Source organism: Brevibacillus sp. FW306-2-1A-C05A (assembly GCF_058781555.1).
This window is the reverse complement of record NZ_JBYSWV010000006.1, coordinates 95338-119134: the sequence shown is the minus strand read 5'-3', so window position 1 is coordinate 119134 and position 23797 is coordinate 95338. Positions and strand designations below refer to the sequence as shown.

Below are 23797 nucleotides of genomic sequence, written 5' to 3'. Positions count from 1 at the left end.
TGTTTATTGATAGATCCATAGAGAATATCTATACTGAGGGCGGAAGGGAGCGATCCGGTGAATATTCAGCAATTGCGTGTGTTCGCTGTAGCCGCCCAGTGCAAGTCGTTGACGGAAGCTGCCGAGGCGCTGGGGATCAAGCAGCCAACCGTCAGCTTTCACCTTAAAAAGCTGGAAACCGCCCTCGGTGTGGAGCTGTTCTACAAGCAGCCGCGGCATTTTCGGCTGACCGAAGCGGGGAATGCTTTGTTGCCGTATGCCAGAAGAGTGTCCACCTTGCTGACAGAAGCCGGGCAGATCATGGAGGAGTTTCGTCACGGCGGCAGAGGCACGCTGAAAATCGGGGCGAGCTACACGCCTGCCACCTACTTTCTCCCCCCCTTATCTCGCCGCATTCCAGGCGGAGTACCCGCATGTCCTGCCGATTTTGACCGTAAAAAAAGCGCGGCCGCTCATGGAGCTGCTGCGCGACTTCGAAATTGATCTGGCTATTGTTTCGCTGTCCATGCAGCCCCAGGAAGGCTTGCACGTCATTCCGCTGCTGGCGGACGAGCTGCGTCTGGTTCTCTCTCCGCAAAATCCGCTGGCGCAAAAAAAAGACAATCGAACTGGCCGATTTGCAATCCGAGCCGTTCCTCATCCACGAAGCCGGCTCCACCTCCCGCGAGCTGGCCGAACGCTGGGCCCAGGAAAACCAGTTGCGCTGGCAAGTGCGCATGGAGCTTGGGGCGATCGAGACGATCAAGGAAGCGACGAAGCACAATATGGGCGTCAGCATCCTCCCCTATCGCAGCGTCGTGCGCGAAGGCGAAACGGGCGAGCTGGTCATTCGCGAGCTGCCTGGCTACGTCAACCGCAGACATATTTGCCTCGTCTATCGTCAGGATGACCTCTTGCCTTATCCGGTGACCAGCTTCATCCGTTTTTTGCAGCACCGCCGCCTACCAGACGCAAAAAGCCCCTCTCCGCTGTAAAAGGGAAAGGGGCGAATATGTAATTCGATGGGAACACTCTACGCGATGCGGACAACCCGCTTTTTTTCCACTTGCGGCAGGAAGGACAAATCCACATAAGAACGCGCTTCCTCCAGCCCGATGTCTTCTGCCAAAAGCAGCGCTTCTTCCTGGAAGGTAGGCGTACAGCTTCCTTCGTTCAGTTCACAGAGACGCTTCAGGCGTTTCAGGCGCTCTGCGCACTTTTCAGCCCGCATGCATTCATTGGCAAGCTCACATACATTGACGTGGCGCGCGTCTGCGATCATGCTGATGTCGTCCACATGCACAATCAGCCGCTTGCCTTCTTCTGTCACGAAGCCGATCGAGCAAAAATGCGCACCTGACATTTCCAAACGAGTGAGAACCACATTGGTGAAAACCTCTCCTGTGCGCAGTCGAACTTGAGCTGCTTCAATGGCTCCACCGATCTTCCGCTCGTTGGCGATCACCGTGTACATGTCAGTGTAACCGTTAATCTGATAGCGCATAGTACCCTCCCGCTCCTGATGAGATCAATTATCATTAACATCGTATAATGAAAATCATTATCTGTCAACGATGAGAATGATTTTTATTACTACTGCACGTCTTATGGTGCGGGAGGGGGGTTCGACTGGTAATGGATTGACAAGCAGGTGATAAAGCGTGGGCAGTGGACGGCGCGGGCAAGGGGGCAACGCAGACAAGCGCAGGTCAACATGGGGAAACATGGATGATCCTGAGATACGCGAGCAACCGACCAACGCACCCCCGGCAGTCTCACGCAACGCAGCCCCCAAAAACAAAACCACACTCCCCACCCCCAGGAAGTGTGGTCACCCGCTCTCCTACTTACTTCGTTTTCGCAAAAAGCCCCAACTGTTCGATCCGCTGAACCGCTTCGGCCAGGCGTTGTTCGTCCGACAGCAGGGCGGCGCGAACGTAGCCTTCGCCGCTTGGGCCGAAGCCGACGCCTGGTGCGACGACTACATGTGCTTTTTCCAGCAGCAAATCCGAGAACTCCACCGAAGTAAAGCCAGCCGGGACGGGGAGCCAGGCGAAAAACGAGCCTTGCGATGGCGGGGCCTGCCAGCCGATGCGGTGCAGATTGGAGAACAGCGCATTGCGGCGGCCTTCGTAGACGGCTACCAGATCGCGGACGCACTGCTGCGAGTCTGTCATCGCTTTGGCTGCGGCCATTTGGACCGCTCCAAACAGGCTGACGAAGTAATGGTCCTGAATCAGATTGATGAGCCTTACCAGCTCGCGATTGCCGACCATCGCGCCTACGCGCCAGCCGGCCATATTGTACGTTTTGGACAACGTGTAAAACTCCACGCCCACCTCTTTTGCCCCCGGCACCTGCATGAAGCTGACAGGCTTTTTGCCGTCGTAGCTGATCGCGCCGTACGCGAAGTCGTGGCAGACGACGATCTCGTGCTTGCGCGCAAACTGGACGGTTTCCTCGTAAAATTCAAACGGGGCGTTCACCGCTGTCGGGTTATTCGGATAGTTCAAAAACATCAGCTTGGCGCGGTCCAAATCGGCTTGCGGGATTTTGCTGTAGTCAGGCAAAAACTGATTTTCGGCCGTCAGCGGCATCATCGACATCCGGCCGTTTACGACCGCTACGCCGGACCAGTAATCCGGGTAGCCAGGGTCCGGTACGAGTGCCACATCGCCTGCGTTCATCAGCACCTGGCAAATTTCCACGAGGCCGGTTTTGCTTCCGAACAGGATCGCCACCTCTTCCTCCGGGTCGAGGTCCACGTCAAATTGTTGCTTGTACCAGTGCGCGACTGCCTGCTTCAGCTCCAGTCGGCCGGAAAATGGCGGGTATTTGTGATGCAGCGGATTTTCTGCCTGTGCCTTCAGCTCTTCCACAATGTGCGGCGGCGTAGGCAGGTCCGGGTTTCCTTGGCCCAGATTAATGACGTCATGCCCACAAGCGATGACTTTGTTTACTTTTGCCACCAATGTCGCAAAAAACTGGGTCGGGAGCCGATCAATCATGTCGGAAGGTTGGATGCGCATCTGTCTTCAGTTCCTTTCTTTTTAGGCCAATGTACAGCAAAAACCCCCTCTTTCCGTACAGAAAAAGGGGGAGATCAGCTTGGTCACGTCCTTATCTGTCAGGAATTATCCTGCTGGAATTGGCACAGCATCTGCAACGCGCAAGCGCGCAGATCCGCTGCCGGGCTTCATAGGGCCAGTCCCTCCGCCTCTCTTCATAAGTAAATCACACGGAATATACTGTTTTTAATCTTCTTCATACTACATTGCGGGCTCCGAACGTGTCAAGACGCTTCGCGAGGCCCGCGAATTTTTCCTGGCTACATCTTTTCTACGGTCGCGGCTGGCACTTTTCGGGTGCGACCTTGAAACGAGCTGTGCAGGGCGAAAAACGCGACAGACATTAGCGCCAGCCCCGCCATGATGTACAAAAGTCCTTGTGCCTGAAAATGCTGGAAAATGACCGCTCCGAGCAATGGGCCGAGCATGCGTCCCGCAGAGCCTGTGCCGGAGATCAGCCCTTGGATGAAGCCTTCTCGCCCCTGTGGCGTAAACTCTGCTGCCACGGCAGGCACGGCCGGCCAGACGAGCATTTCTCCAAGCGTCATGATGAACATCCCGGCGACAAAGCCGGCGTAGGAGGTCGTCTGCGACAAAATCAGCATCGACAGCACGAACACGTAGGAGCCGAGCAGCATCTGCGCTCGCAGCGTGCGGGCGAAGCGGCCAATGACCCAGGCGATCAGCGGCTGGCCGAACAAAATCAGGCCGCCGTTGATCGTCCAGAGCAAGCTGTACTGACGCAAGGAAATGCCCAACGATTGCATGTAGGTCGACAACACCGTCGTCCACTGGACGTAGACAATCCAACTGATTAACAGCCCGCTGCACAAGAGCAGTAGGGCGCCCCACGCCACTTTTTTCGTCGGCAGTTGCTGTAGCGGCGAAAGCGCCTCAACTGGCTTCGGCTTGGCAGCGCTTTGGACAGCAGCGGCGGGAGTGCCTGCGGTATTGGCTTGCTCCGCCCGATAGCCCCGCTCTGCAACTGCCTTGAGCTGCCGAGGCAAAATGAGCACGAACATGACGAGCACGATGACTTGCGAGATCGCGTTGCCAAAAAACGTCCAGGCAAACGAAATGCTCGCCAGCAAGCCGCCGAGGGCAGAGCCAGCCGCCACCCCGGCGTTGAGCGCGACGTAGATCATGTTGATCCCTTTGCGCCCGCCTTCCGGCCACAGCACGACAGCGAGTGCATTCATCACCGGAGAGAGCGTGCCGTAAAACAGCCCGTTCAGCAACAACAAGATCGTGTACAGCGTAAAGTCATGCGTGACGCCAAGCCCGACGGAAATCAGAATGACGCCGATTGAGGCAAAAACGATCGTGCGCATTTTCCCCCAACGGTCGAACAGCATGCCACCTGCGATGCTGCCGATCAAAAAAGCCCCCTGGTTCAATAACAGCAAAAAGCCCGCTACGGTCAGCGGCTTCCCTAAATAATCGTGGATATAGATGGTGACAAGCGGCCAAATACAAGCCATTCCGGTAGAAAAAATGATCGCAGCAATCGCCAGAAGACGAATGCTGCTCGGATAGGATTGCCATTTCTGTTTCATGGTTTAGTTCTCTCCCCGACGAAAATCGCCGCTTTTCCCGCCTGTTTTGCTCACCAAGCAAGTCGGACCGATTACCATGCCTTTGTCCATCGCCTTGCACATATCGTACACCGTAAGAGCTGCGACACTGACAGCCGTCAAAGCTTCCATTTCCACGCCCGTTTTTCCCGTCGTCCGCACACATGCTTCCAGGGCAAGCGTCGTCTCGTTTTCAAAAGCGAAGCGAATGTCGATCCCGGTCAAAGGAAGCGGATGGCACATCGGGATGATTTCCCACGTCTTTTTCGCTGCCATGACGCCCGCTACCTGTGCGACTGCCAGCACATCCCCTTTCTCTACCCGTCCTTCGCGAATGCGGGCGAGCGTTTCCGGCTTCATGACGATTTTGCTCTCTGCCACAGCCTCCCGTTTTGTGATGTCTTTTTCCGAGACATCTACCATCCGCGCACGGTTTTGTTCATTAAAATGCGTCAGTTGATCGTTCATGCAACTATCCGTCCTCCATCTATGCGATCCCGTTAAACAGCCGAAAAGCCTGGCTGAAATCGGTCATCTGTCTACTCCTACCTTACTCCCGCGGCTTGCGAAAAGCAATGGAAACATCGCTGCCAACTGCTCCAGCTACTTGTAGCATGCGTCTTCTCCTTCATTATCTTGCTGTTCTACTCGCAAATTCGTACAAAAACGCCGCGGTGAAGCTATACTGTGCGTACAACAACCAGCAGGCGTGCTGGAAACGATAAGGTCTGGAGGCGTTTGTCACAATGAAGGAAAAACAACATGTTTACTGGTCAAAAGTCATTTTGCAAGAGTGGAGCCTGCATCTCGCGGCCACAGCCAAAGGGCTATGCTTCGTCGGCTCCCAAAACGGCCCGTTCGCAGAGCTGAGCAATTGGTTCGCTCGTCGCAGACCCGGCCATGTTTTGGTCCAGGATCACGAGCAGCTCGCCCCCTATGTGGCGGAAATCAGCGAATATTTGCAAGGGGCGCGGCAGCAATTCTCGCTTGCGCTCGATCTGGAGGGCACGCCGTTTCAGCTATCTGTCTGGGACGCTTTGTGCCGCATTCCATACGGGCAGACGACGACTTACTCCGAGATTGCCGTTCACATCAAAAAGCCTGCCGCCGTCAGGGCCGTAGGAGCCGCGATCGGAGCCAATCCGCTGCTTTTGACCGTCCCTTGCCATCGGGTCGTCAGCAAAGACGGCAGCCTCACCGGCTATCGCGGCGGCCTGGACATGAAAACAGCGCTGATCGCGCTCGAAAAAGGAAGTCTTGCAAGGGGGATGCAGCATGGCTGAGCCGCTGACAAAACGCATCGCCCTACTCCCCTGGGAGCAGTTGCAACACAGTCTGGACGAGCAAGGCTTTGCCGTCCTCCCTCCTGTCTTGCAACCGGAAGAATGCCAGGAGCTGATCGCCACCTATCGCGAAGACCGCTTTTTCCGAGCGACGATCAACATGGCGCGATACCGCTTCGGCAGCGGAGAGTACCGTTATTATCAAGCTCCCCTGCCGCCCATAGTGGAGCAGTTGCGCGAGGGCTTTTATCCCGAGCTGGCCAAAACGGCGAATCGCTGGAACACACTGCTCGGACAGCAGCCTGCCTACCCTCCGTCGCTGTCCGCCTTTCTCGCCCGTTGCCACGAGCACGGGCAGGCCCGCCCGACGCCTTTGCTCCTGAAATACGAGGCCGGCAGCTACAACTGTCTGCACCAGGACATGTACGGCGACGTGTTTTTTCCTTTTCAGGTCGTCTTCGTCCTGAGCCAACAGGAAAGCGACTTTTGCGGCGGACAATTTTTGCTGATCGAACAACGGCCGCGAGCGCAAAGCAGAGGACATGTGATAACCTTGGAACAGGGGGCAGGCTTGATTTTTCCGACTGCCTATCGCCCTGTAGCCGGAGCGCGCGGCTATTATAAAACGACGCTGCGCCACGGCGTCAGCACGATCACCCAGGGAACGCGGTACAGTCTTGGGATCATTTTTCACGACGCAAAATAAGAAGGGACAAAAGTGAACAGCACTTTCTTTTACAAGCAACCAAAAACGCTGCTCAATAAAGGAACCGGATTTTTGACCGATTACACGCACTCGCTCAATCCGTACACGGGCTGCTCCTTCGCCTGCTCTTACTGCTATGTGCGGCAGATGCCCGTCTCGCTGTTTCGCGGGCACGAATGGGGGACGTGGGTCGATATCAAGACGGGAGCCGCCGCGCTGCTCGCCAAAGAGCTACAGCGGGCAAAAGCGAAGGGGCCCGTCTCCATTTTCATGTCGTCGAGCACTGACCCTTACCAGCCCGTTGAATATCGGGAGCAGGTAACGCGTTCGCTACTCGAAGTGATGGTGGAGCATCCGCCCGACTTTTTGCTCGTCCAGACCCGCAGCCCGCTCGTCACGCGCGATCTGGACCTGCTGCTCCGCCTGGGCGAGCGAGTACGCGTCAGCATGACGGTGGAAACGGACCTGGAGGAAATCCGCAAACATTTCTCGCCGCAAGCGCCTCCGATTGCCGCACGGCTGCGGGCGCTTCGGGAATTGGCTGCGGCTGGCGTCCCGACACAGGCGACGATCGCACCCGTCTTGCCGAGCAGCGAAGCTTTTCCCGACCTGCTGCGGCCGCTGGTCGGACGGGTTTGCATTGACGATTTTTACATGGGCGACGGCAGCGGCGGCAAGCGTACGAAGAAAAACGGGGTTCCCTCGCTTTTTGCCGAGTTGGGGCTGGAAGCATGGGCGGAGCCGGACGCCTATCGACTCGTGTACGATCGGCTGCGGCGCGTGTTTGCGGAAGACGAGCTGTACGTAAGCCAAAAAGGCTTCGCTCCGTAAGTCCCCAAGCCCCTTCGCGCATTGGCATCCGTGCCGGATTGTGATATCGTCAACCCATAGACAACTGTCATCCCAATCGGAAGTGAGGAATTGCTTTGACGATCACCATCTTGTTGTTTGCCGGACTGGCCGAGCGGGCCAACGTCCGCGAAATCGAACTGACTTTGCCAGAACAGGCAACCGTGCGCGACCTGCTGCAAGCAGTCGGAGAGCAGTATCCGGCGCTTGCGCCGTTGCTCGGTAGCTGTTTTGTTTCCATGAATCACGAGTACGCTGCTTTTGATCGCGTCATCAGCCCGGATGACGAAATCGCGCTCTTGCCGCCTGTCAGCGGCGGAGAGGAAGTGCCGCGCTTTGCCATTACCCGCGAGCCGCTGTCTGCCGACCAGCTCGTGCGGCTGGTGAGCAACCCGCACGCGGGCGCCATCTTGACGTTTGTCGGAACGGTACGCGAATTTACGCACGGTCAGCGCACGGTCTACCTGTCCTATGAAGCGTACGAGCCAATGGCTGTGGAAAAAATGAAGCAGGTCGCAGCCGAGATCGAGGAACGCTGGCCCGGAGCACAAGTCGCCATGCACCACCGCATCGGCGATTTGGCCGTGGAAGAAATCGCCGTCGTCGTCGCGGTGGCAACGCCGCACCGCAACGAGTCTTTTGAAGCCGGGCGCTACGCCATCGAAAGACTGAAGCAAATCGTCCCTATCTGGAAAAAAGAAATGTGGGAGGACGGCAGCGAATGGAAGGGCCATCAGCAAGGCCCGTGGAATCCGCTGGCGATGTCGGAAGGAAAGGAGGAGTAACCGCTTTGGATACACGTTATTCCCGCCAGCTCCTGTTTCACCCGATCGGGCGCAGCGGCCAGGAAAAACTGTTGCAAAGCCGCGTCGCCATCGTCGGGATGGGCGCGCTCGGAACGGTGCTGTCCAATCATATGGTCCGCGCCGGAGTCGGCTTTGTGCGCCTCATTGACCGCGATTTCGTCGAACCGAGCAACCTGCAGCGACAAATGCTCTACGACGAGTCAGACGCCGCCGAGCATTTGCCAAAAGCGATGGCGGCCCATGCCAAGCTGACGAAAATCAACTCGGAAGTCACGATTGAGCCGATCGTCGCCGACCTGTCTGCTTACAACGCCGAGGAGCTTTTGCGTGACGTCGATCTCGTGCTCGATGCGACAGACAATTTTCAAGTGCGCTATCTGGTCAACGACGTTTGCGTGAAGCACGGGATTCCTTGGGTGTACGGCGGTGCGGTGAGCGCGACGGGCACGTTTACGACCATCCGCCCCGGCATTACGCCGTGTTTACGCTGTCTGTTCCCGGAAGCTCCGAATCCGGGGGAAATGCCGACTTGCGATACCGCCGGGGTCATCGGTCCGATCATCCACATCGTCGCCTCCTACCAGGCGACCGAAGCGTTCAAGCTGCTGGTCGGAGCCACGGATGCGCTCAATTTGAACCTGGAGCATTTTGAAATCTGGCAAAATCGCCACACGCAAATCAAGGTGGCCAATGCTCGCCGCAGCGACTGCCCGACGTGCGGCAAGCACGAGTATGCATTTTTGCAGCCGGAGACGCAGGATGGACAAGCGGTTTCGCTCTGCGGACGGGATACGGTGCAAATCTCGCCCGGAGCTTCTGCCTCCCTCGACCTCGACGCCCTCGCCAAGCGGCTTGCTCCGCTCGGGAAAATTGAGCAAAACAAATTTTTGCTCCGCTTCCACGTCGACTCGTACACGCTCGTCGCCTTCCCGGACGGACGCGTGCTCGTCCAGGGAACGGATGAGATCAGCGTGGCCCGTTCGCTGCATGCGAAGTACATTGGGGCGTAAACGGAAAACGGCGAAAACTGACTTCTTGCCTATGCGAACAAGACCTTGAGAGGTGTCGGTCCTCAAGGTCTTGTTTCATTATATAGAGGCAGAGGGTGATCGCTGTTTGCATCGGTGGCGGGGTGCTATATGAATTCCTCTACCCGCTCATGATCCAATCGCCTCCCGGTTCGCCTTGCAGGAAGTGCCTAGCCAAAATCGGCCGCTTGCTCACCCGGCCGTGCAAGTCTCATCCCAGATCGCTTGCCAAGAAAGGTCCCCAGCCTTTTAAATGCGCTCTGCTCACTTTGAGGACAGGACCCTACTCCCCCTGCCACGTCACCGTAAACGTCGTCCCGCGCCCCTGCTCGCTTTGCACGGAGATCGTCGCCTGGTGCAGATCGAGAATTTTTTTCACGATCGACAGCCCCAAACCGCTGCCGCCCTTGGCGCGGTTGCGCGACTTGTCTTCCTTGAAAAAGCGTTCGAAAATCCGTTCCAAATTTTCTTTGGCGATCCCGATGCCCGTATCGGAAATTTGCACCTGTGCGCCTCCGGGAAGCGATTGCAGCTTGACGCTGATTTTGCCGCCAGGCTCGGTGAACTTGATGCTGTTGCTGAGCAGGTTGTTCCACACCTGGCTCATCATGTCTTCGTCCGCGACGATTTCCGCCTTTTCCAGCTCAATCTCCAGCTCGATCTCCTTTTCCAGCCAGAGCGGCTCACAGGCCAAAATGATGCTGCGCAACTGCTGGTCCAGCCGATAGCGCTTGCGCTCGACCGGATGGTGCTTGCCCTCCAGCGACGTGAGCTTGAGCAGGTTGTCGCTAATTTTGGACAAACGCTTGCTCTCCGTTTCGATGATCTCCAGGTAATGCCGACGCTCCGCCAGGCTCAGGCTCTCGTTTTGCAGCGCGCGGGCAAATCCGCTGATCGAGGTCAGCGGCGACTGGATTTCGTGGGAAACGTTGGAAATGAACTCCTGGCGCATCTGCTCCATCGCCTGCAATTGCTCGGCCATATGGTTGATGCCCTCCACCAACTGCCCCCATTGGCGCTCCATTTTGACGTCGAGATTGACGTTGAAGTCTCCTTTGGCAATTCGTCTCAAGGCGTCGATCAGCAGTTGAAACAGCTCGACATGCCGGGGGCGGATGAAGTGGGAAATCGTGAACCCTGCGAGGATAAAAAAGCAAAAGCTGACGACTGCGTGGACCACCGCTTGCACAAAGTCGCTCGGGGCAAGCCCTGTATAGCGGTAAAAGAGGCCCGTGCTCCAGTAAGCTACTGCCCCGCAGAGCATCAGCAAGGCAAAGATTCCAACAGTCGCAAGCAGCTTCAGCCCGATGTGTTTGTGCAAAGGCATCGTTCGCCCGGATTTGTGCCTTGGCTTTTCACTTGGCTCTCTGCTCATTTGTCTGCCTCCAGCCGATAGCCAAGGCCGCGCACGGTGCGAATCCGAAAGCCGTACTCCCCTTCCGGAAAACGTTCCCGCAACCGATTGATATGCACGTCTACCGTCCGCTCGTTGCCTTCAAAGTCGTAGCCCCAGATTTGCTCGATCAACTGCTCGCGCGGAATCGTTTGCCCTGGATAGCTCGCGAGCTTGAACAACAGCTCGAATTCTTTTAACGGAATCGTCCACGAGCGGCTGTCCTGCACGATTTCAAACGTTTTGCGGTCGAGCTGCAACAGCCCTGCCTGCACCTTGTGCGACGCGGCGATCTTGTATCGTTTGAGCAACGCTTTTACCCGCACCAAAAGCTCCGCCGGCTCAAACGGCTTGACGAGGTAGTCGTCCGTCCCCAGCTCGAAGCCTTTGATTTTTTGCGCCGTCTCGCCTTTTGCCGTCAGCATGAGCAGCGGAATGTCGTAGTGCTCGCGCAACTGCCGGCACAGCTCCCAGCCGTCCATCTGCGGCATCATGATGTCGAGCACGATCAGGTCCGCGCCGGGCGACTCCATTTTTTCCAGCGCCTCGACGCCGTTTTCCGCCTCCACGATCTCGAACCCGTCGTTGCGCAAAAAGATGCGCACCAGTTCGCGAATGTGCGGGTCGTCGTCCACTACCATGATTCTGGTCATGTCGTCAGCATCCTTTCTTTCATCAGCAATTGCTGGCTGGCCAGCTCCCGGTACATGTCGTGCGAATCAAACAGTTGCTCGTGCGTCCCCATGCCCGTAATTTTTCCTTTTTCCAAAAAGATGATCTGGTCCGCGTCCACCACCGTCGACAGCCGATGCGCGATCACGAGCGTGGTGCGTCCCTTCATCAGATTTTGCAGCGCTTTTTGCACGATGATTTCCGATTTGCTGTCGAGGCTGGACGTCGCCTCGTCGAGCATCAAAATTTGCGGATCGCGCAGCAGGGCGCGGGCGATGCCGATGCGCTGGCGCTGTCCGCCGGAGAGTTTGACGCCCCGCTCGCCTACTTGCGTCTCGTAGCCGTCCGGCAGCTCGTCGATGAACTGGTCCGCGTAGGCCATGGCGGCGGCCTGTTTCAGCTCTGCTTCCGTCACCTCGCGGGAGATGCCGTAGCAGATGTTTTCCCGGATCGTGCCGGCGATCAGCGGGCTTTCTTGCGAGACGTAGCCGATTTTGCTGCGCCAGGACGCCAGGGAAAACGCGTCGATCGGATCGCTGCCCAGCCTGATTACGCCGCTATCCGGCTTGTAAAAGCGCTCGACCAAGGAAAACAAGGTCGTCTTGCCGCTGCCGCTCGGCCCGACAATCGCACTCACCTTCCCGGCCGGAATCGTGAAGCTGACGTTATCGAGAATGTTTTCCCCGTTTTCATAGGAAAAGCTCACGTTCTCCACTACAATCGGCAAGGCGGCATTTTCCACGGTCCGTCCGCTCTGGTGATCCTCTTCCGGCTCCTCCAGTGTAGCAATGATTCGCTCCGTCGCGCCCATCGCCTTTTGCAACTGGGTGAAAAATTGCGTGAACTGCCCCATCGGCATGATGATTTGTACCAGGTACAAAATAAACGCGACCAGTTCGCCGGCGGAGAGCGCTCCCGAAGCGACGCGCATTCCGCCGTAGCCCATAATGACGACGAGCAAAACCATCAGCACAAACGAAATCAACGGCGCGATCATCGCCTGTACCTGGCCTTCCTTCAGGCCGAAGCGAAACAGGTTGGCAATTCCCTTTTTCCCTGCCTCGTACTCATGTGGCTCGGCATTCGACGCCTTGACAAGCCGCACCTCTGACAACACTTGATTCATGATCGTCGTGAAGCTCGCCGTCTCGTCCTGCAGCCCTTTGGAAATTTTGTACATCTGTCTGCCCAGCGGCACGAGAATCGCCACAGACAGCGGAACGGCGATCAGCATGGTCAGCGTCATTTGCCAGTCCAGGTACAAAAGCGTGGCCACGGAGCCAATAATCGCGATGATTCCGGTGAAAAAGCTGGCGAGGTGCTCGCTGATAAGTCCTTTGACGACTCCTGTGTCATTCGTCATCCGGCTGATCGTCTCCCCTGTCCGGTGGTTGTCGTAATAGGAGACGGGCAGGACGAGCAGCTTTTTCCACAGTCGGTCGCGCAGAGCCGCGACGATGCTCTGGCCGACGTGGTTGAGCAAATAGATGGACAGCCCGCTGGCGATGGCCTGCGCGATGAAGGCGACCATTAACAGCACGATTTGGCCTCGGCTGATGGACGAGAGCGTAAAGCTGTCCACCAGGTCTTTGGTAAACAGCGGAATGACCAGGCTGACCAGTGTCGTCGCCACACTCATGAACAGCGCGACACCGATTTTCAGCTTGGACGGCTTCGTCTGCATGATTAATTGAAAAAACGGGCGCCAGTTTCCCAGTTTGGTACGATTGTCGTTGGTTTGTTCTCTCATTTGCTTAACTCCTTGCCCATTTTTATGTGTGCGTATTTCTTATTGTTTACGTCTGACGCTTCCCTTCGTTGCGCTTGCCTCCTTCGCTTTCCGGTGCTTTGGCGAAGCGCATCTCCCAGGGGTGATTCCAAGCTGCTCCTGAAGAGCGGATGGGAGGTAAAAGGTGTCACAGGCAGCCTCTCCTTTCTGCAAACGGCCGCAGAGGTTGACGTCGGCGTCCCCTGCGCCCTTTTTGCCCGCAAGAGAAACAATAACGGATGAATGTAAACGAAATATAAACGGGATAATACATGAAGTCTGGATATTTTTCCTTCATTAAATACAACGCGAAACAAGCGCGTCTGTTTTTTCTCCCATGATTTTTGTATATAAATGATGAATTTGGGGTAGAAGCCGGGAAACAAATCGAGTATAATAAGTTCGTAATGAGAGAAACGAAACTACGTTTCACCAGACGAAACCCCAAGTTACAATAGGGAGGTTGTATAAATTGGCTAAACAAGATGCTTACAATGTGAAATCTTCCCTGCAAGTAGGCGACAAGTCTTTCGCGTACTATCGCCTGCAAGGATTGGAAGAACAAGGACTCGGCGACGTTTCCAAGCTGCCGTTCTCGATTAAAGTTCTGCTCGAGGCTGCTGTACGTCAGTTCGATGGCCGTGCGATCACCAAAGAACACGTACAACAACTGGCGACCTGGACAAAAGGCCGCGACGAAAACCAAGAAGTACCGCTCATGCCAGCTCGTATCGTTCTGCAAGACTTCACCGGCGTACCGGCTGTAGTTGACCTGGCAGCGATGCGTATCGCCATGAAGCGCGCTGGTGGAGATCCAAAGCGAATCAACCCGCTCGTACCGGTTGACCTCGTAATCGACCACTCCGTAATGGTTGACGACTTCGGCAACCCTGCTGCTCTGGAAAACAACATGAAGCTCGAATTCGAACGCAACCAAGAGCGCTACCGCTTCCTGCGCTGGGCGCAAACAGCGTTTGACAACTTCCGTGCGGTTCCTCCGGCAACTGGTATCGTTCACCAAGTAAACCTGGAGTACCTGGCAACTGTGATCGCTACTCGCGAAGTAGACGGCGAACTCGTTGCTTTCCCTGACTCTCTCGTAGGTACTGACTCCCACACTACCATGATTAACGGTCTTGGCGTTCTCGGCTGGGGTGTTGGCGGTATCGAGGCAGAAGCAGGAATGCTCGGCCAACCGCTGTATTTCGTAACACCAGAAGTTGTTGGTTTCAAACTGACTGGTACCCTGAATGCCGGCGCAACTGCAACCGACCTCGCGCTGACTGTTACCCAAATGCTGCGCAAAAAAGGCGTAGTAGGGAAATTCGTGGAGTTCTACGGCCCTGGCCTGTCCAACATCTCGCTGGCTGACCGCGCTACTGTAGCGAACATGGCTCCTGAGTACGGTGCTACAATGGGCTTCTTCCCGGTAGACGCTGAAACACTCAACTACCTGCGCCAAACTGGCCGCAGCGAAGACTTGATCGCTCTGGTAGAAGCTTACACCAAAGCACAAGGTCTGTTCCGTACCGACGACACTCCAGACCCAATCTTCTCCGAAACATTGGAACTGGATCTGTCCACAGTCGTACCGAGCCTGGCTGGTCCAAAACGTCCGCAAGACCGCGTAGAACTGACTGCCATGAAGGAATCCTTCAACAACAGCCTGCGCACACCGATCGACAAAGGCGGCTTTGGCCTGTCCGAAGAGAAAATCGCAGCAAGCGCACCTGTTACTTATGCAAACGGGGAAACCGCTACACTGAAAACAGGCTCTGTCGTCATCGCAGCGATTACTTCCTGTACCAATACATCAAATCCTAGCGTAATGCTGGGTGCAGGTATCCTGGCGAAAAAAGCAGTGGAAAAAGGTTTGAAAAAGCCTCCATTCGTGAAAAGCTCCCTGGCTCCAGGTTCCCGCGTCGTTACGCAATACCTGACTGACGCTGGTCTGATTGATTCCCTGAATGCGATCGGATTCAACGTAGTCGGCTACGGTTGCACCACTTGCATCGGTAACTCCGGTCCATTGCCAGAGGAAACCAGCAAGGCAATCGCAGATGAAGACCTGACTGTAGCAGCCGTACTGTCCGGTAACCGCAACTTCGAAGGCCGTATCCATGCACAGGTAAAAGCGAACTACCTCGCTTCTCCTCCATTGGTTATCGCCTACGCACTGGCTGGTACTGTCGATATTGACCTGACTACCGAGCCAATCGGTACGGGCAAAGACGGAGAGCCTGTCTACCTGAAAGACATCTGGCCAACTCCGCAAGAAATCTCGGAAGCAATGAACAAAGCCATGAACCCAGACCTGTTCCGCGCCGAGTACGGTCAAGTGTTCACGCAAAACGAAGCCTGGAACAAAATCGACGTTCCAACTGGCGACCTGTACGAGTGGGATGAAAAATCCACCTACATCCAAGAACCGCCATTCTTTAAAGACCTTGCTGGTGAAATCGCAGAGATCGCTGACATCAAAGCGGCAAAAGCAATTGCGCTGTTCGGTGACTCCGTCACAACCGACCATATCTCCCCAGCGGGTAACATCTCGCCTACAAGCCCTGCAGGTCTGTATCTGCAAGCAAACGGCGTAGAGCGCAAAGACTTCAACTCTTACGGTGCTCGCCGTGGTAGCCATGACGTTATGATGCGCGGTACATTTGCCAACATCCGCATCCGCAACCAAGTGGCTCCTGGCACAGAGGGCGGCGTAACCAAATACTTGCCAACCGGCGAAATCATGTCCATTTACGATGCTTCCATGAAGTATCAAGCAGACGGCACTCCACTCGTTGTCCTGGCTGGTAAAGAGTACGGTACTGGTTCTTCCCGCGACTGGGCAGCAAAAGGTACTTTCCTGCTCGGCATCAAAGCGGTTATCGCAGAAAGCTTCGAGCGTATCCACCGTGCCAACCTCGTTGGTATGGGCGTGCTGCCTCTGCAATTCGCTGACGGCCAAAGCTGGAAGTCGCTGGGTATCGACGGAACTGAGTCCTTCAACATTGTGGGTCTCTCCAATGATGTTCAACCAGGCCAACGCGTAAAAGTAGAAGCAACTCGCCAAGACGGCAGCAAGTTCGAGTTCGACGTCATCGTTCGTCTCGACTCCATGGTAGACGTAGACTACTACCGCAACGGTGGTATTCTGCAAACCGTTCTTCGCCAACTGCTGGATGAAGGCCAACCAGTAAACGCGTAAACTGCGCGACACAAAATAAGTTCGTAACAGCACCCACCCACAAAGGGCAGACTCCGAGAGCGTCTCGGCAGTCTGCTCTTTTTTGCATGCCGTCCCCTGTGCGCACATTGAATGTCCGTGGTGCTGTCGGGAAAAGAAAAAGCACCACAGAACTACATGTCCGTGGCGCTATCATGAAAAGAAAAAGCATCACAGACTACGTGCCCGTGGCGTTATCGGAAAAAGAAAAGCACCACAGAACAAACAAGCCCGTGGCGCTTTTCCATGGCATTATTGCAAAAAGACACCCACCACAGAGTAGCGTATTTTCCGTGGGGTTAGCGTAGATGGCAAAACCATGTACGAGAGAGCGTTTCCTTCGCTTCGCTATTTCTGCGTACGCGACGCTAACCGTCCGGACGCCCCCTCTCCGGCTTCTTGCTTTCCTTGGGCCGCCCGTACATTTTTACCCTCGCTAGCTAACCTGCGTCTCACTGCCTTGCGCAAACTGGCTGTTGTACAAATCCGCGTAGAAGCCGTCCTGCGCCAGCAGCTCCTCGTGCGTGCCCTGCTCGATCACCGTTCCGTTGTTCATGACGAGAATCAGGTCGGCGTCGCGAATCGTCGAGAGGCGATGCGCAATGACAAAGCTCGTGCGCCCCTTCATCAGCCCCGCCATCGCTTGTTGAATCAACAGCTCTGTCCGGGTGTCGACGCTGCTCGTCGCCTCATCGAGAATCAAAATCGCCGGATCGGCGAGGAACGCGCGCGCGATCGTCAGCAACTGCTTTTGCCCCTGGGAAATGTTCGAAGCCTCTTCATTCAGCACCGTCTCATACCCTTCCGGCAACGTCCGCACAAAATGGTCCGCGTGCGCTGCCTTCGCCGCCTGCACGATTTCCGCTTCAGTCGCCCCTGCTCTGCCGTAGGCGATGTTTTCCTTGATCGTGCCGTTGAACAGCCACGTATCCTGCAGCACCATTCCGAACTGGCTGCGCAGCTCGCCGCGCGGCAGGTCGCGAATATCGCGGCCGTCTACCGTAATCCGGCCGCCGCCGATCTCGTAAAAGCGCATCAGCAGATTGACCAAGGTCGTCTTGCCAGCGCCAGTCGGACCGACGATGGCGACCGTCATGCCCGGCTTCACGTCGATGTTCATGTCGGTGATGAGCGGCTCGTTTTCCTTGTAGCCGAACGAGACGTGTTCAAACCTCACATGCCCTTGCATGCGGGCCGGGCCAGCAGCGGAAACGGCATCGGTTTCTTCCTCCGGCGCATCGAGCACTTCAAAAATGCGCTCCGCCGAGACGAGCGTAGACTGGATGATGTTGGCAATGTTCGCCGTCTGCGTGATCGGCTGGGAAAACTGCTGGGCGTACTGGATGAACGCCTGCACGTCCCCGATGGCGATGCTGCCGCGCGTAACGAGCACGCCCCCCACCACACAGACGAGCACAAAGCCGATATTGCCGACGAGCATCATCAGCGGCATCATGATTCCGGCGATAAACTGCGCCTTCCAGCCAGACTGGTACAGCTTTTCGTTGATCGCGTCGAACTTTTCGATCGCGCTCTTTTCCCGGCCGAATGCCTTGACGAGCTTGTGGCCCGTGTACATCTCTTCGACGTGTCCGTTCAGCTCGCCGAGCGCCTGCTGCTGTCCTTTGAAGTGCGGCATGGAACGAGAAGCCACCTGTTTGATTGCCACTGCGCTGAGCGGCAAGGTCAAAAGCAAAATGACCGTCATCAGCGGACTGATCGAAAGCATCATCACAATGACACCCAAAAGTGTAATGATCGAGGTAATCATCTGCGTCAAGCTTTGCTGCAGCGTGCCGCTGATCGTATCGACGTCATTGACGACCCGGCTCATGATTTCGCCGTGCGTGCGCTCGTCGAAGTATTTCAGCGGCAGTCTCGCCAGCTTTTCGTTGACTTCCTTGCGCAGCGCATAGACGGTCTTTTGCGCGACTTTCGCCATCAAATACTGCTGGATATAGGCAAACAGCGCGGAAAACAAATACAGCCCGATCAAAGTCAAAATGATTTGCCAAATAGCGGCAAAGTCAAACGTTGCGCCCGGCACTCCCTTCAGCTTGCCCATGAACCCGGCAAAAATCGTCGTCGTCGCATCCCCTAAAAGCTTTGGACTGAGAATGGCGAAGACGGTGCTTGCCGCTGCCGTCAAAAAGACGATGAACAGCCGGAAGCGGTGCGGCTTCAAATAGCCGAGCAGGCGGCGCAGCGTGCCTTTGAAATCTTTGGCCTTTTGCCCGGGCATCGTCAGCATCCCCGGCCCGCCAAAGCCCATCGGACGCTGCCCTCCCGGCCCTGGTCCGGCTCCCGGTCGTCCCTGGAGAGGACGTGGTTGTCCATCACTCATGCGATTTCCTCCTCCGTTAGCTGGGATTTGACGATCTCCTGGTACACGCTACAGGTGGCGAGCAACTCGCGGTGTGTACCGATTCCCGCCACTTTGCCTTCCTCCAGCACGATAATCTGGTCGGCGTCTATCACGGTATTGACCCGCTGCGCGACGATGATGACCGTCGCATCCCCTGTCTCCTGCTTCAAGGCAGCCCGCAGCTTCGCATCTGTCTTGAAGTCGAGGGCGGAAAAGCTGTCGTCAAAAATGTACACCTCCGGCTTGCGGACGAGCGCACGGGCGATGGAGAGGCGCTGCTTTTGCCCGCCTGACAGGTTCTGCCCGCCTTGGGCGAGGACGGTATCCAGCCCGTCCGGCATGCTCGCGATAAACTCGGCTGCCTGCGCCACGCTTACGGCATGGCGGACTTCCTCGTCTGTCGCCTCCTCTTTTCCGTAGCGGATGTTGTCCGCGATCGTCCCCGTAAACAGCAGCGCTTTTTGCGGGATAAAGCCAATGCGGGAGCGCAGCTCGCTTTGCGACCACTCGCGCACATCGACGCCACCGACGCGGACGCTGCCGCTCTCGACGTCATAGAAGCGCGGGATCAGGCTGACCAGCGTTGTTTTTCCTGCGCCTGTTCCCCCGATGATCGCCGTCACCTGGCCGGGCCTGGCGGTAAAAGAAAGCTCAGACAGTGCAGGCTTCTCTGCGCCAGGATAGCGGAACGTCACCTGCTCGAAAGCGACTTGCCCGCCTTTTCCCGCGCCAGATGGGTCTGGCTTTTCCCTGTCGACAATGATCGGCTCTGTCGCGAGCACCTCGTGAATGCGCACCGCCGAAGCCGAAGCTCTCGGCACCATGCTAAACATCATCGACGCCATCATCAGCGAAAACAAAATTTGCATCGCATACTGCAAAAACGCCATCAGGTCGCCTACCTGCATGTGCCCGGCGCTGATCCGCAAGCCGCCGAACCAGATGATGGCAATCGACGTGACGTTCATCATCAGCATCATGACAGGCATCATCCCCGCCATGATCTGGTTGGCTTTGATCGCCGTCGCCGTCAAATCTTCATTGGCACGGTCGAACCGCTCCCGCTCGTGCTCCGTCCGGTTGAACGCCCGCACGACGCGGATTCCGGTCAACGACTCGCGCAGCACGAGATTCAGCCTGTCGATTTTGCCCTGCATTGCTTTGAAGTACGGAATCCCTTTTGAACCGATCAAAAAAATCGCCAATGCCAAAATCGGAATCGCCACGATGATGACGAGAGACAGCTCCGCGTCCTTCGACAGCGCCATGATGATTCCGCCAAAACACATCATTGGTGCCATCACCAGCATCCGCAGCATCATGTTCAGCACTTGCTGGACTTGCGTAATGTCATTGGTCGTCCGGGTAATCAGCGAGGCCGTCCCGTGCTTGTCGAACTCCTGCAACGAAAAACGTTCGACGTGGCTAAACACGCTGCTGCGCAGCCGCATGCCAAAGCCGGAAGCAGAGCGGGAAGCCAAATAGCTCGCCGCGACGGACAAAGCAGCCGCGACGGCGGATACTAGCAGCATCCAGCCTCCGGTTCTCCAGATATAGGCCGTGTCTTCCTTGACGATCCCTTCGTTGACGATATGGGACATCAGGTTTGGCAAATATAAATTCGCCAGCGATTGCAGCAACATAAAAAACATCGTCATGGCGACCATATAACGGTATGGCCGCAAAAAACGCAATAATTTCAGCAAACAAATCCTCCTCTTGCTTGATAGGCTGCGGCGGCGGATGCCCTCACGCCCGCACCATCGCGACGCACGATTCCGTCGCCGCTTCGATGTCCGGCGAGAGCAACTGCTTGACCTGCTCCATGTCGTGTCCTTCTGCGAGCAAGCTTCTCTTTTTCCGCTGCAAAAAACCCATGGCGTGCATCATGGCTCCCCAATATTGTTCTGCGAGCAGCTCCGGCTCCATCCGGCGAATATCGCCTGTCTCCATTCCGCGGCGCAACGTCTCCACCAGTACCTGCAAATTGTTGTCGCGCCACAACAGCGTCTTCAACTCGTCCCCTGTGAACAGCTCGCGCAGGTCGTGGCGCATGCGGAAAAAGAACATGACGTGCACGGAGCTTTCAAACAAATTGTGGAACATGACGTGCGCGAATTGCCGGCACAGCTCTGTGGCCGTCCCCTCCTGGGAAAAATGATGGCGGGTGTGCTTGTTGGAGAGCTGGAACATATGCACAAACAAATCGCGAAACAACGAGCGCTTGTCTTTGTAGTAGTAATACACCAATCCCCTGGCCACGCCGGCACGCTCCGCCACATCCTTGATATCTGCGGCTGCGTATCCTTTTTCCACGTAAACAGCAAGAGCGCCCTGCATGATCGCTTCTTTGCGCTGGGCGCGAATTTCTTCATTCTGCTCCTTTGAGCGAGGCACGAGCTGCTCCCTCCTTTTTCATTGACTTTCGTGTCAGTCAAAATATAATCCTCCTGCCAGCAAGTGTCAAGAGGCGAATGTCGGGCCTTGGTTTAAAACGAATGCATGTTCTCTCCCGCCTTGAGCCACCTTATGCATAAGGAGGGATTCCGTGATGAGCGAGAAAAGCTTTGAGCAAATTTACGCCGACTACAAAGCGGCAGGCGAGCAGCAAGCGTTGCAGGAAAGCGCAGGAGCGAAAAGAGTCCTATCGCCTGATTCAGACAAAGAGCGGATCGTCGCCGTGCGCAAAAACGATGACGGAGACTTGATCGCATTCAAAACAAGCAACGGACGTGAGCTGGACTACGTCACCGCCTTGCAGGAAGCAAAAGCGGGACAACTTGCGCACGTAGACGTGTTTCACAAATACGGACGGGATATTTTGCGCAGCGAGCCGGACGGCATCAAAGAAAACAATCTGGACCAGTTGCCCATTTTTTGACCACAGGAAAAAAGCGCTCAGGCTGGTGAGCGCCGCTTGGCGTTGCAGGTGCAGGCTGTTGGCTAAGCGGCCTGCTTTTTTTATTGGTGCTTTGGAATCGGCCACGCCTAAGTAGCCCGGAAGACGAATACTTATGAGAAAAAAGTATGCATGACATTCTTTTCCAAAGGGAAAACAAGGCTTTCCATCTTGTTTTGGAAAGGTACCCGTAATGAAAAAACCGTTTCGCGAAACGTGGATCGAGGTCAATCTCGATGCCGTCAAAAGAAACATCCGCGCGATTCGCCGCCATATTCCGAAGCTGTAAGGCAAGCAGGGGAACGCGGAGATTACGGTCGATGAAGTGGCGGAAATGCTCGGGACGATCAACTATGAAGTCGTCGCTACTTTGAGCAACCGCATTCCGCGCCTGTTTTTGGAGAAAGGCGAGGTCGTGGAGGTGAGCCATTTGCTGCCGGAAGGATAACCGCATTAAAATCTCCCCCTCATGCACAGCGTCTGCCGGCTCGCGAGGGGGAGATTTTTTATGCGGCTGTATGTGGAATAATTTAGCGGCGACGGCAAAAAATAAAACCACGATACTCATGGAAAGGAATGGAAGCATGAAGTCGAGATGGACATCCGCCATCCTTTGGTTGCTTGTGCTCAGCTTGCCACTCATTGGCTGCAAGGCTGGCGAAAGATTGCAAATCCAGGAGAAGATCCCCGCTCCGCTGTCTTCCGAACAAGAACAAACGCAAGGGCCAAAACCCGTTGTGCTCATCCTCATTGATTCGTTGATGGACAAGCCGCTGCAGGAGGCGATTCGCCAGGGGCGCGCTCCTGCCTTGGCCTTTTTGCGGGAAAAAGGGCACTACTTCCCCCATGTCGTCAGCTCGTTTCCGACGATGTCCGTGACGATCGACAGCACGTTGCTGACCGGGACCTACGCCGATCAGCATCACGTGCCGGGTCTGTCCTGGTACAACGAACAAGAAAAGCGGATGGTTTACTACGGTTACGGCCCAAAGGAAGCGATGAAGATTGACCAGCCGCAGGTGCTGCTGGACGCGATTTGGCAGTTGAACCAGAGTCAGTTGAATCCGCAGACAAACACGATCCACGATGTGCTGGCCGACCAAGGCAAAGATTCGGCTTCCATCAATGCGATTGTGTGGCGGGGCAAGACCGAACATGCCTTAAAAATCCCGCATCTGATCGAGATTGCCGCGCAACTGCCGGAAGAGCTGAACGTAACCGGGCCGAAGCTGCTGTCTTACGCCGCCTTTGCCCAGCTCGATCCGAACCAGAAGCGCCATACGCGCATCTGGCGCAAATACGGCATGAACGACGAGTTTTCCGCCCAGGAAACTGCTTTTTTGATCGCGCATGACAGGCTGCCGCCGCTCACGATCACGTACTTGCCGGAAAATGACATGGAGGTCCACCGCAAAGGCCCGCTGACGCTGGAAGGGATTGAAAATGCCGACAAGGCGCTGCAAACCGTGCTCGACGCCTTTGGCTCGTGGGACAAGGCCGTCGAGGAGGTGCGCTGGATCGTCATGGGAGACAGTGCCCAAAGCGCGGTGCAGGATGATCGGCAAGCGGCGACGATTGATTTGCGCAGCTTGCTCGCCTCGTACCGGATTTCCTCGATCAGCCGGCCGCCGCAAGCAACCGACCAGATCGTGATCGCCGCCAACGAGCGGATGGCGTACGTCTACGCGCTCGATCCGCAGCTTTCGCTCTCTGCCGTCGCGGCACAGTTGCAGCGCGAACCGCGGATGGACGTGATCGCGCGAAAAGAAGGACAGTCAATCGTCGTCACGGCAGGAGGCAGCAGCAAGCAGATGACGTACAAGCCGGGCGGTCCCGTCAAGGACGAGTACGGGCAGACGTGGACGATCAGCGGAGACACAAGCGTATTGGACATGACCGTGAGCAAAAAGCGGCTCACGTACGGGAAGTATCCCGATGCGTTGGCCCGGCTGCACGGAGCCATGAACTCCCACCCCGGAAGATACGTCATCGCCACCGTGCAGCCCGGCTACGAGCTGATTACGGAAAGCTCCCCGACCCATATCGGCGGCGCTGCCCACGGCTCGCTGCATGCAGCCGACTCGCTCGTCCCGCTGCTCGTCACCGGAACCGATTCGCGTCCGAAATCGTTGCGCATCGTCGACCTCAAGGAATGGCTGCTGCGCCTGGTCAACGAAACCGACTAGG

At 56.2% G+C, this 23797-nt stretch carries 19 protein-coding genes, 4 pseudogenes and 1 riboswitch; of the genes and pseudogenes, 13 read left to right on the top strand and 10 right to left on the bottom strand.

Annotated elements, in window-relative coordinates; genetic code table 11:
- Positions 1-57 precede the first annotated feature (57 nt).
- The 3 genes and pseudogenes from AC3WJN_RS07235 to AC3WJN_RS07225 form a co-directional block, all read left to right on the top strand.
- Positions 58-180 (top strand): annotated as a pseudogene (locus AC3WJN_RS07235) (LysR family transcriptional regulator); the annotation flags it as partial.
- A 178-nt stretch (positions 181-358) separates the two neighbouring features.
- A pseudogene (locus AC3WJN_RS07230) lies at positions 359-538 on the top strand (LysR substrate-binding domain-containing protein); the annotation flags it as partial.
- Complete coding sequence (locus AC3WJN_RS07225; protein ID WP_005828522.1) at positions 480-974, top strand: LysR family transcriptional regulator substrate-binding protein; 495 nt, start codon at positions 480-482, stop codon at positions 972-974. The pseudogene AC3WJN_RS07230 and the gene AC3WJN_RS07225, both read left to right, overlap by 59 nt.
- A 38-nt stretch (positions 975-1012) precedes the next feature.
- Here the strand turns inward: AC3WJN_RS07225 and AC3WJN_RS07220 are convergent, their stop codons facing one another.
- The 4 genes from AC3WJN_RS07220 to moaC form a co-directional block, all read right to left on the bottom strand.
- Positions 1013-1483, bottom strand: coding sequence for a hypothetical protein (locus AC3WJN_RS07220; RefSeq protein WP_005828520.1), 471 nt, complete (start codon positions 1481-1483; stop codon positions 1013-1015).
- Positions 1484-1826: 343 nt separating this feature from the next.
- Positions 1827-3008: a pyridoxal phosphate-dependent aminotransferase gene (locus AC3WJN_RS07215; protein ID WP_005828518.1), complete on the bottom strand. Its 1182-nt coding sequence runs from the start codon at positions 3006-3008 to the stop codon at positions 1827-1829.
- 88 nt (positions 3009-3096) lie between these two features.
- Positions 3097-3211, bottom strand: a riboswitch (SAM riboswitch).
- 96 nt (positions 3212-3307) lie between these two features.
- A complete protein-coding gene (locus tag AC3WJN_RS07210) occupies positions 3308-4603 on the bottom strand; it encodes an MFS transporter (RefSeq protein ID WP_005828516.1) in 1296 nt (431 codons plus the stop codon).
- A gap of 3 nt (positions 4604-4606) precedes the next feature.
- On the bottom strand, positions 4607-5089 hold the full coding sequence (gene moaC, locus AC3WJN_RS07205) for a cyclic pyranopterin monophosphate synthase MoaC (protein ID WP_005828514.1): 483 nt from the start codon (positions 5087-5089) through the stop codon (positions 4607-4609).
- Between the two features lie 278 nt (positions 5090-5367).
- On the opposite strand from moaC, the gene AC3WJN_RS07200 reads away from it, so the two are divergent.
- The 5 genes from AC3WJN_RS07200 (at position 5368) to AC3WJN_RS07180 (ending at position 9275) form a co-directional block, all read left to right on the top strand.
- Positions 5368-5904, top strand: coding sequence for a methylated-DNA--[protein]-cysteine S-methyltransferase (locus AC3WJN_RS07200; protein WP_026557875.1), 537 nt, complete (start codon positions 5368-5370; stop codon positions 5902-5904).
- Entirely contained in the window at positions 5897-6610 is a 714-nt protein-coding gene (locus tag AC3WJN_RS07195) for a 2OG-Fe(II) oxygenase (protein ID WP_005828509.1), read from the top strand. The genes AC3WJN_RS07200 and AC3WJN_RS07195 overlap by 8 nt, the downstream gene beginning before the upstream one ends.
- Before the next feature lie 12 nt (positions 6611-6622).
- Positions 6623-7441 (top strand): SPL family radical SAM protein, encoded by an 819-nt coding sequence (locus AC3WJN_RS07190; RefSeq protein WP_005828508.1) that lies wholly within the window; start codon positions 6623-6625, stop codon positions 7439-7441.
- A gap of 95 nt (positions 7442-7536) precedes the next feature.
- The gene (locus tag AC3WJN_RS07185) at positions 7537-8244 is read left to right on the top strand and encodes a molybdenum cofactor biosynthesis protein (protein ID WP_005828506.1); all 708 of its coding nucleotides are present in this window, start codon (positions 7537-7539) and stop codon (positions 8242-8244) included.
- Between the two features lie 5 nt (positions 8245-8249).
- Positions 8250-9275, top strand: coding sequence for a ThiF family adenylyltransferase (locus tag AC3WJN_RS07180; protein ID WP_005828505.1), 1026 nt, complete (start codon positions 8250-8252; stop codon positions 9273-9275).
- Positions 9276-9576: 301 nt separating this feature from the next.
- Here the strand turns inward: AC3WJN_RS07180 and AC3WJN_RS07175 are convergent, their stop codons facing one another.
- Genes AC3WJN_RS07175 through AC3WJN_RS07165 form a run of 3 tightly spaced genes read right to left on the bottom strand, consistent with a single transcriptional unit; the run spans position 9577 to position 13108 of the window.
- Positions 9577-10668 (bottom strand): sensor histidine kinase, encoded by a 1092-nt coding sequence (locus AC3WJN_RS07175; protein WP_005828503.1) that lies wholly within the window; start codon positions 10666-10668, stop codon positions 9577-9579.
- Positions 10665-11339, bottom strand: a complete 675-nt coding sequence (locus AC3WJN_RS07170) for a response regulator transcription factor (RefSeq protein WP_429775468.1) — start codon at positions 11337-11339, stop codon at positions 10665-10667. Before AC3WJN_RS07170 ends, AC3WJN_RS07175 begins: the two co-directional genes overlap by 4 nt.
- The gene (locus AC3WJN_RS07165) at positions 11336-13108 is read right to left on the bottom strand and encodes an ABC transporter ATP-binding protein (RefSeq protein ID WP_327945071.1); all 1773 of its coding nucleotides are present in this window, start codon (positions 13106-13108) and stop codon (positions 11336-11338) included. Before AC3WJN_RS07165 ends, AC3WJN_RS07170 begins: the two co-directional genes overlap by 4 nt.
- A gap of 490 nt (positions 13109-13598) precedes the next feature.
- Here AC3WJN_RS07165 and acnA point away from each other — a divergent pair, with 490 nt between their 5' ends.
- Positions 13599-16328: an aconitate hydratase AcnA gene (acnA, locus tag AC3WJN_RS07160; RefSeq protein WP_007783142.1), complete on the top strand. Its 2730-nt coding sequence runs from the start codon at positions 13599-13601 to the stop codon at positions 16326-16328.
- A 454-nt stretch (positions 16329-16782) separates the two neighbouring features.
- Here the strand turns inward: acnA and AC3WJN_RS07155 are convergent, their stop codons facing one another.
- The 3 genes from AC3WJN_RS07155 to AC3WJN_RS07145 form a co-directional block, all read right to left on the bottom strand.
- On the bottom strand, positions 16783-18618 hold the full coding sequence (locus AC3WJN_RS07155; RefSeq protein ID WP_492329234.1) for an ABC transporter ATP-binding protein: 1836 nt from the start codon (positions 18616-18618) through the stop codon (positions 16783-16785).
- 68 nt (positions 18619-18686) lie between these two features.
- Positions 18687-20417 carry an ABC transporter ATP-binding protein gene (locus tag AC3WJN_RS07150; protein ID WP_429781900.1) on the bottom strand — a complete coding sequence of 577 codons (1731 nt, stop codon included), beginning with the start codon at positions 20415-20417 and terminating at the stop codon, positions 18687-18689.
- Between the two features lie 43 nt (positions 20418-20460).
- On the bottom strand, positions 20461-21108 hold the full coding sequence (locus AC3WJN_RS07145; RefSeq protein ID WP_005828492.1) for a TetR/AcrR family transcriptional regulator: 648 nt from the start codon (positions 21106-21108) through the stop codon (positions 20461-20463).
- Positions 21109-21262: 154 nt separating this feature from the next.
- Between AC3WJN_RS07145 and AC3WJN_RS07140 the strand changes: the two genes are divergently transcribed.
- The 4 genes and pseudogenes from AC3WJN_RS07140 to AC3WJN_RS07125 all read left to right on the top strand — a co-directional run bounded on the left by AC3WJN_RS07140 (position 21263) and on the right by AC3WJN_RS07125 (position 23796).
- A complete protein-coding gene (locus AC3WJN_RS07140) occupies positions 21263-21592 on the top strand; it encodes a DUF3892 domain-containing protein (protein WP_007783134.1) in 330 nt (109 codons plus the stop codon).
- A 211-nt stretch (positions 21593-21803) separates the two neighbouring features.
- Positions 21804-21890 (top strand): annotated as a pseudogene (locus AC3WJN_RS07135) (alanine racemase C-terminal domain-containing protein); the annotation flags it as partial.
- A gap of 9 nt (positions 21891-21899) precedes the next feature.
- A pseudogene (locus AC3WJN_RS07130) lies at positions 21900-22058 on the top strand (alanine racemase C-terminal domain-containing protein); the annotation flags it as partial.
- 136 nt (positions 22059-22194) lie between these two features.
- Entirely contained in the window at positions 22195-23796 is a 1602-nt protein-coding gene (locus AC3WJN_RS07125) for an alkaline phosphatase family protein (protein WP_005828486.1), read from the top strand.
- The last annotated feature ends 1 nt before the right edge of the window (position 23797 follow it).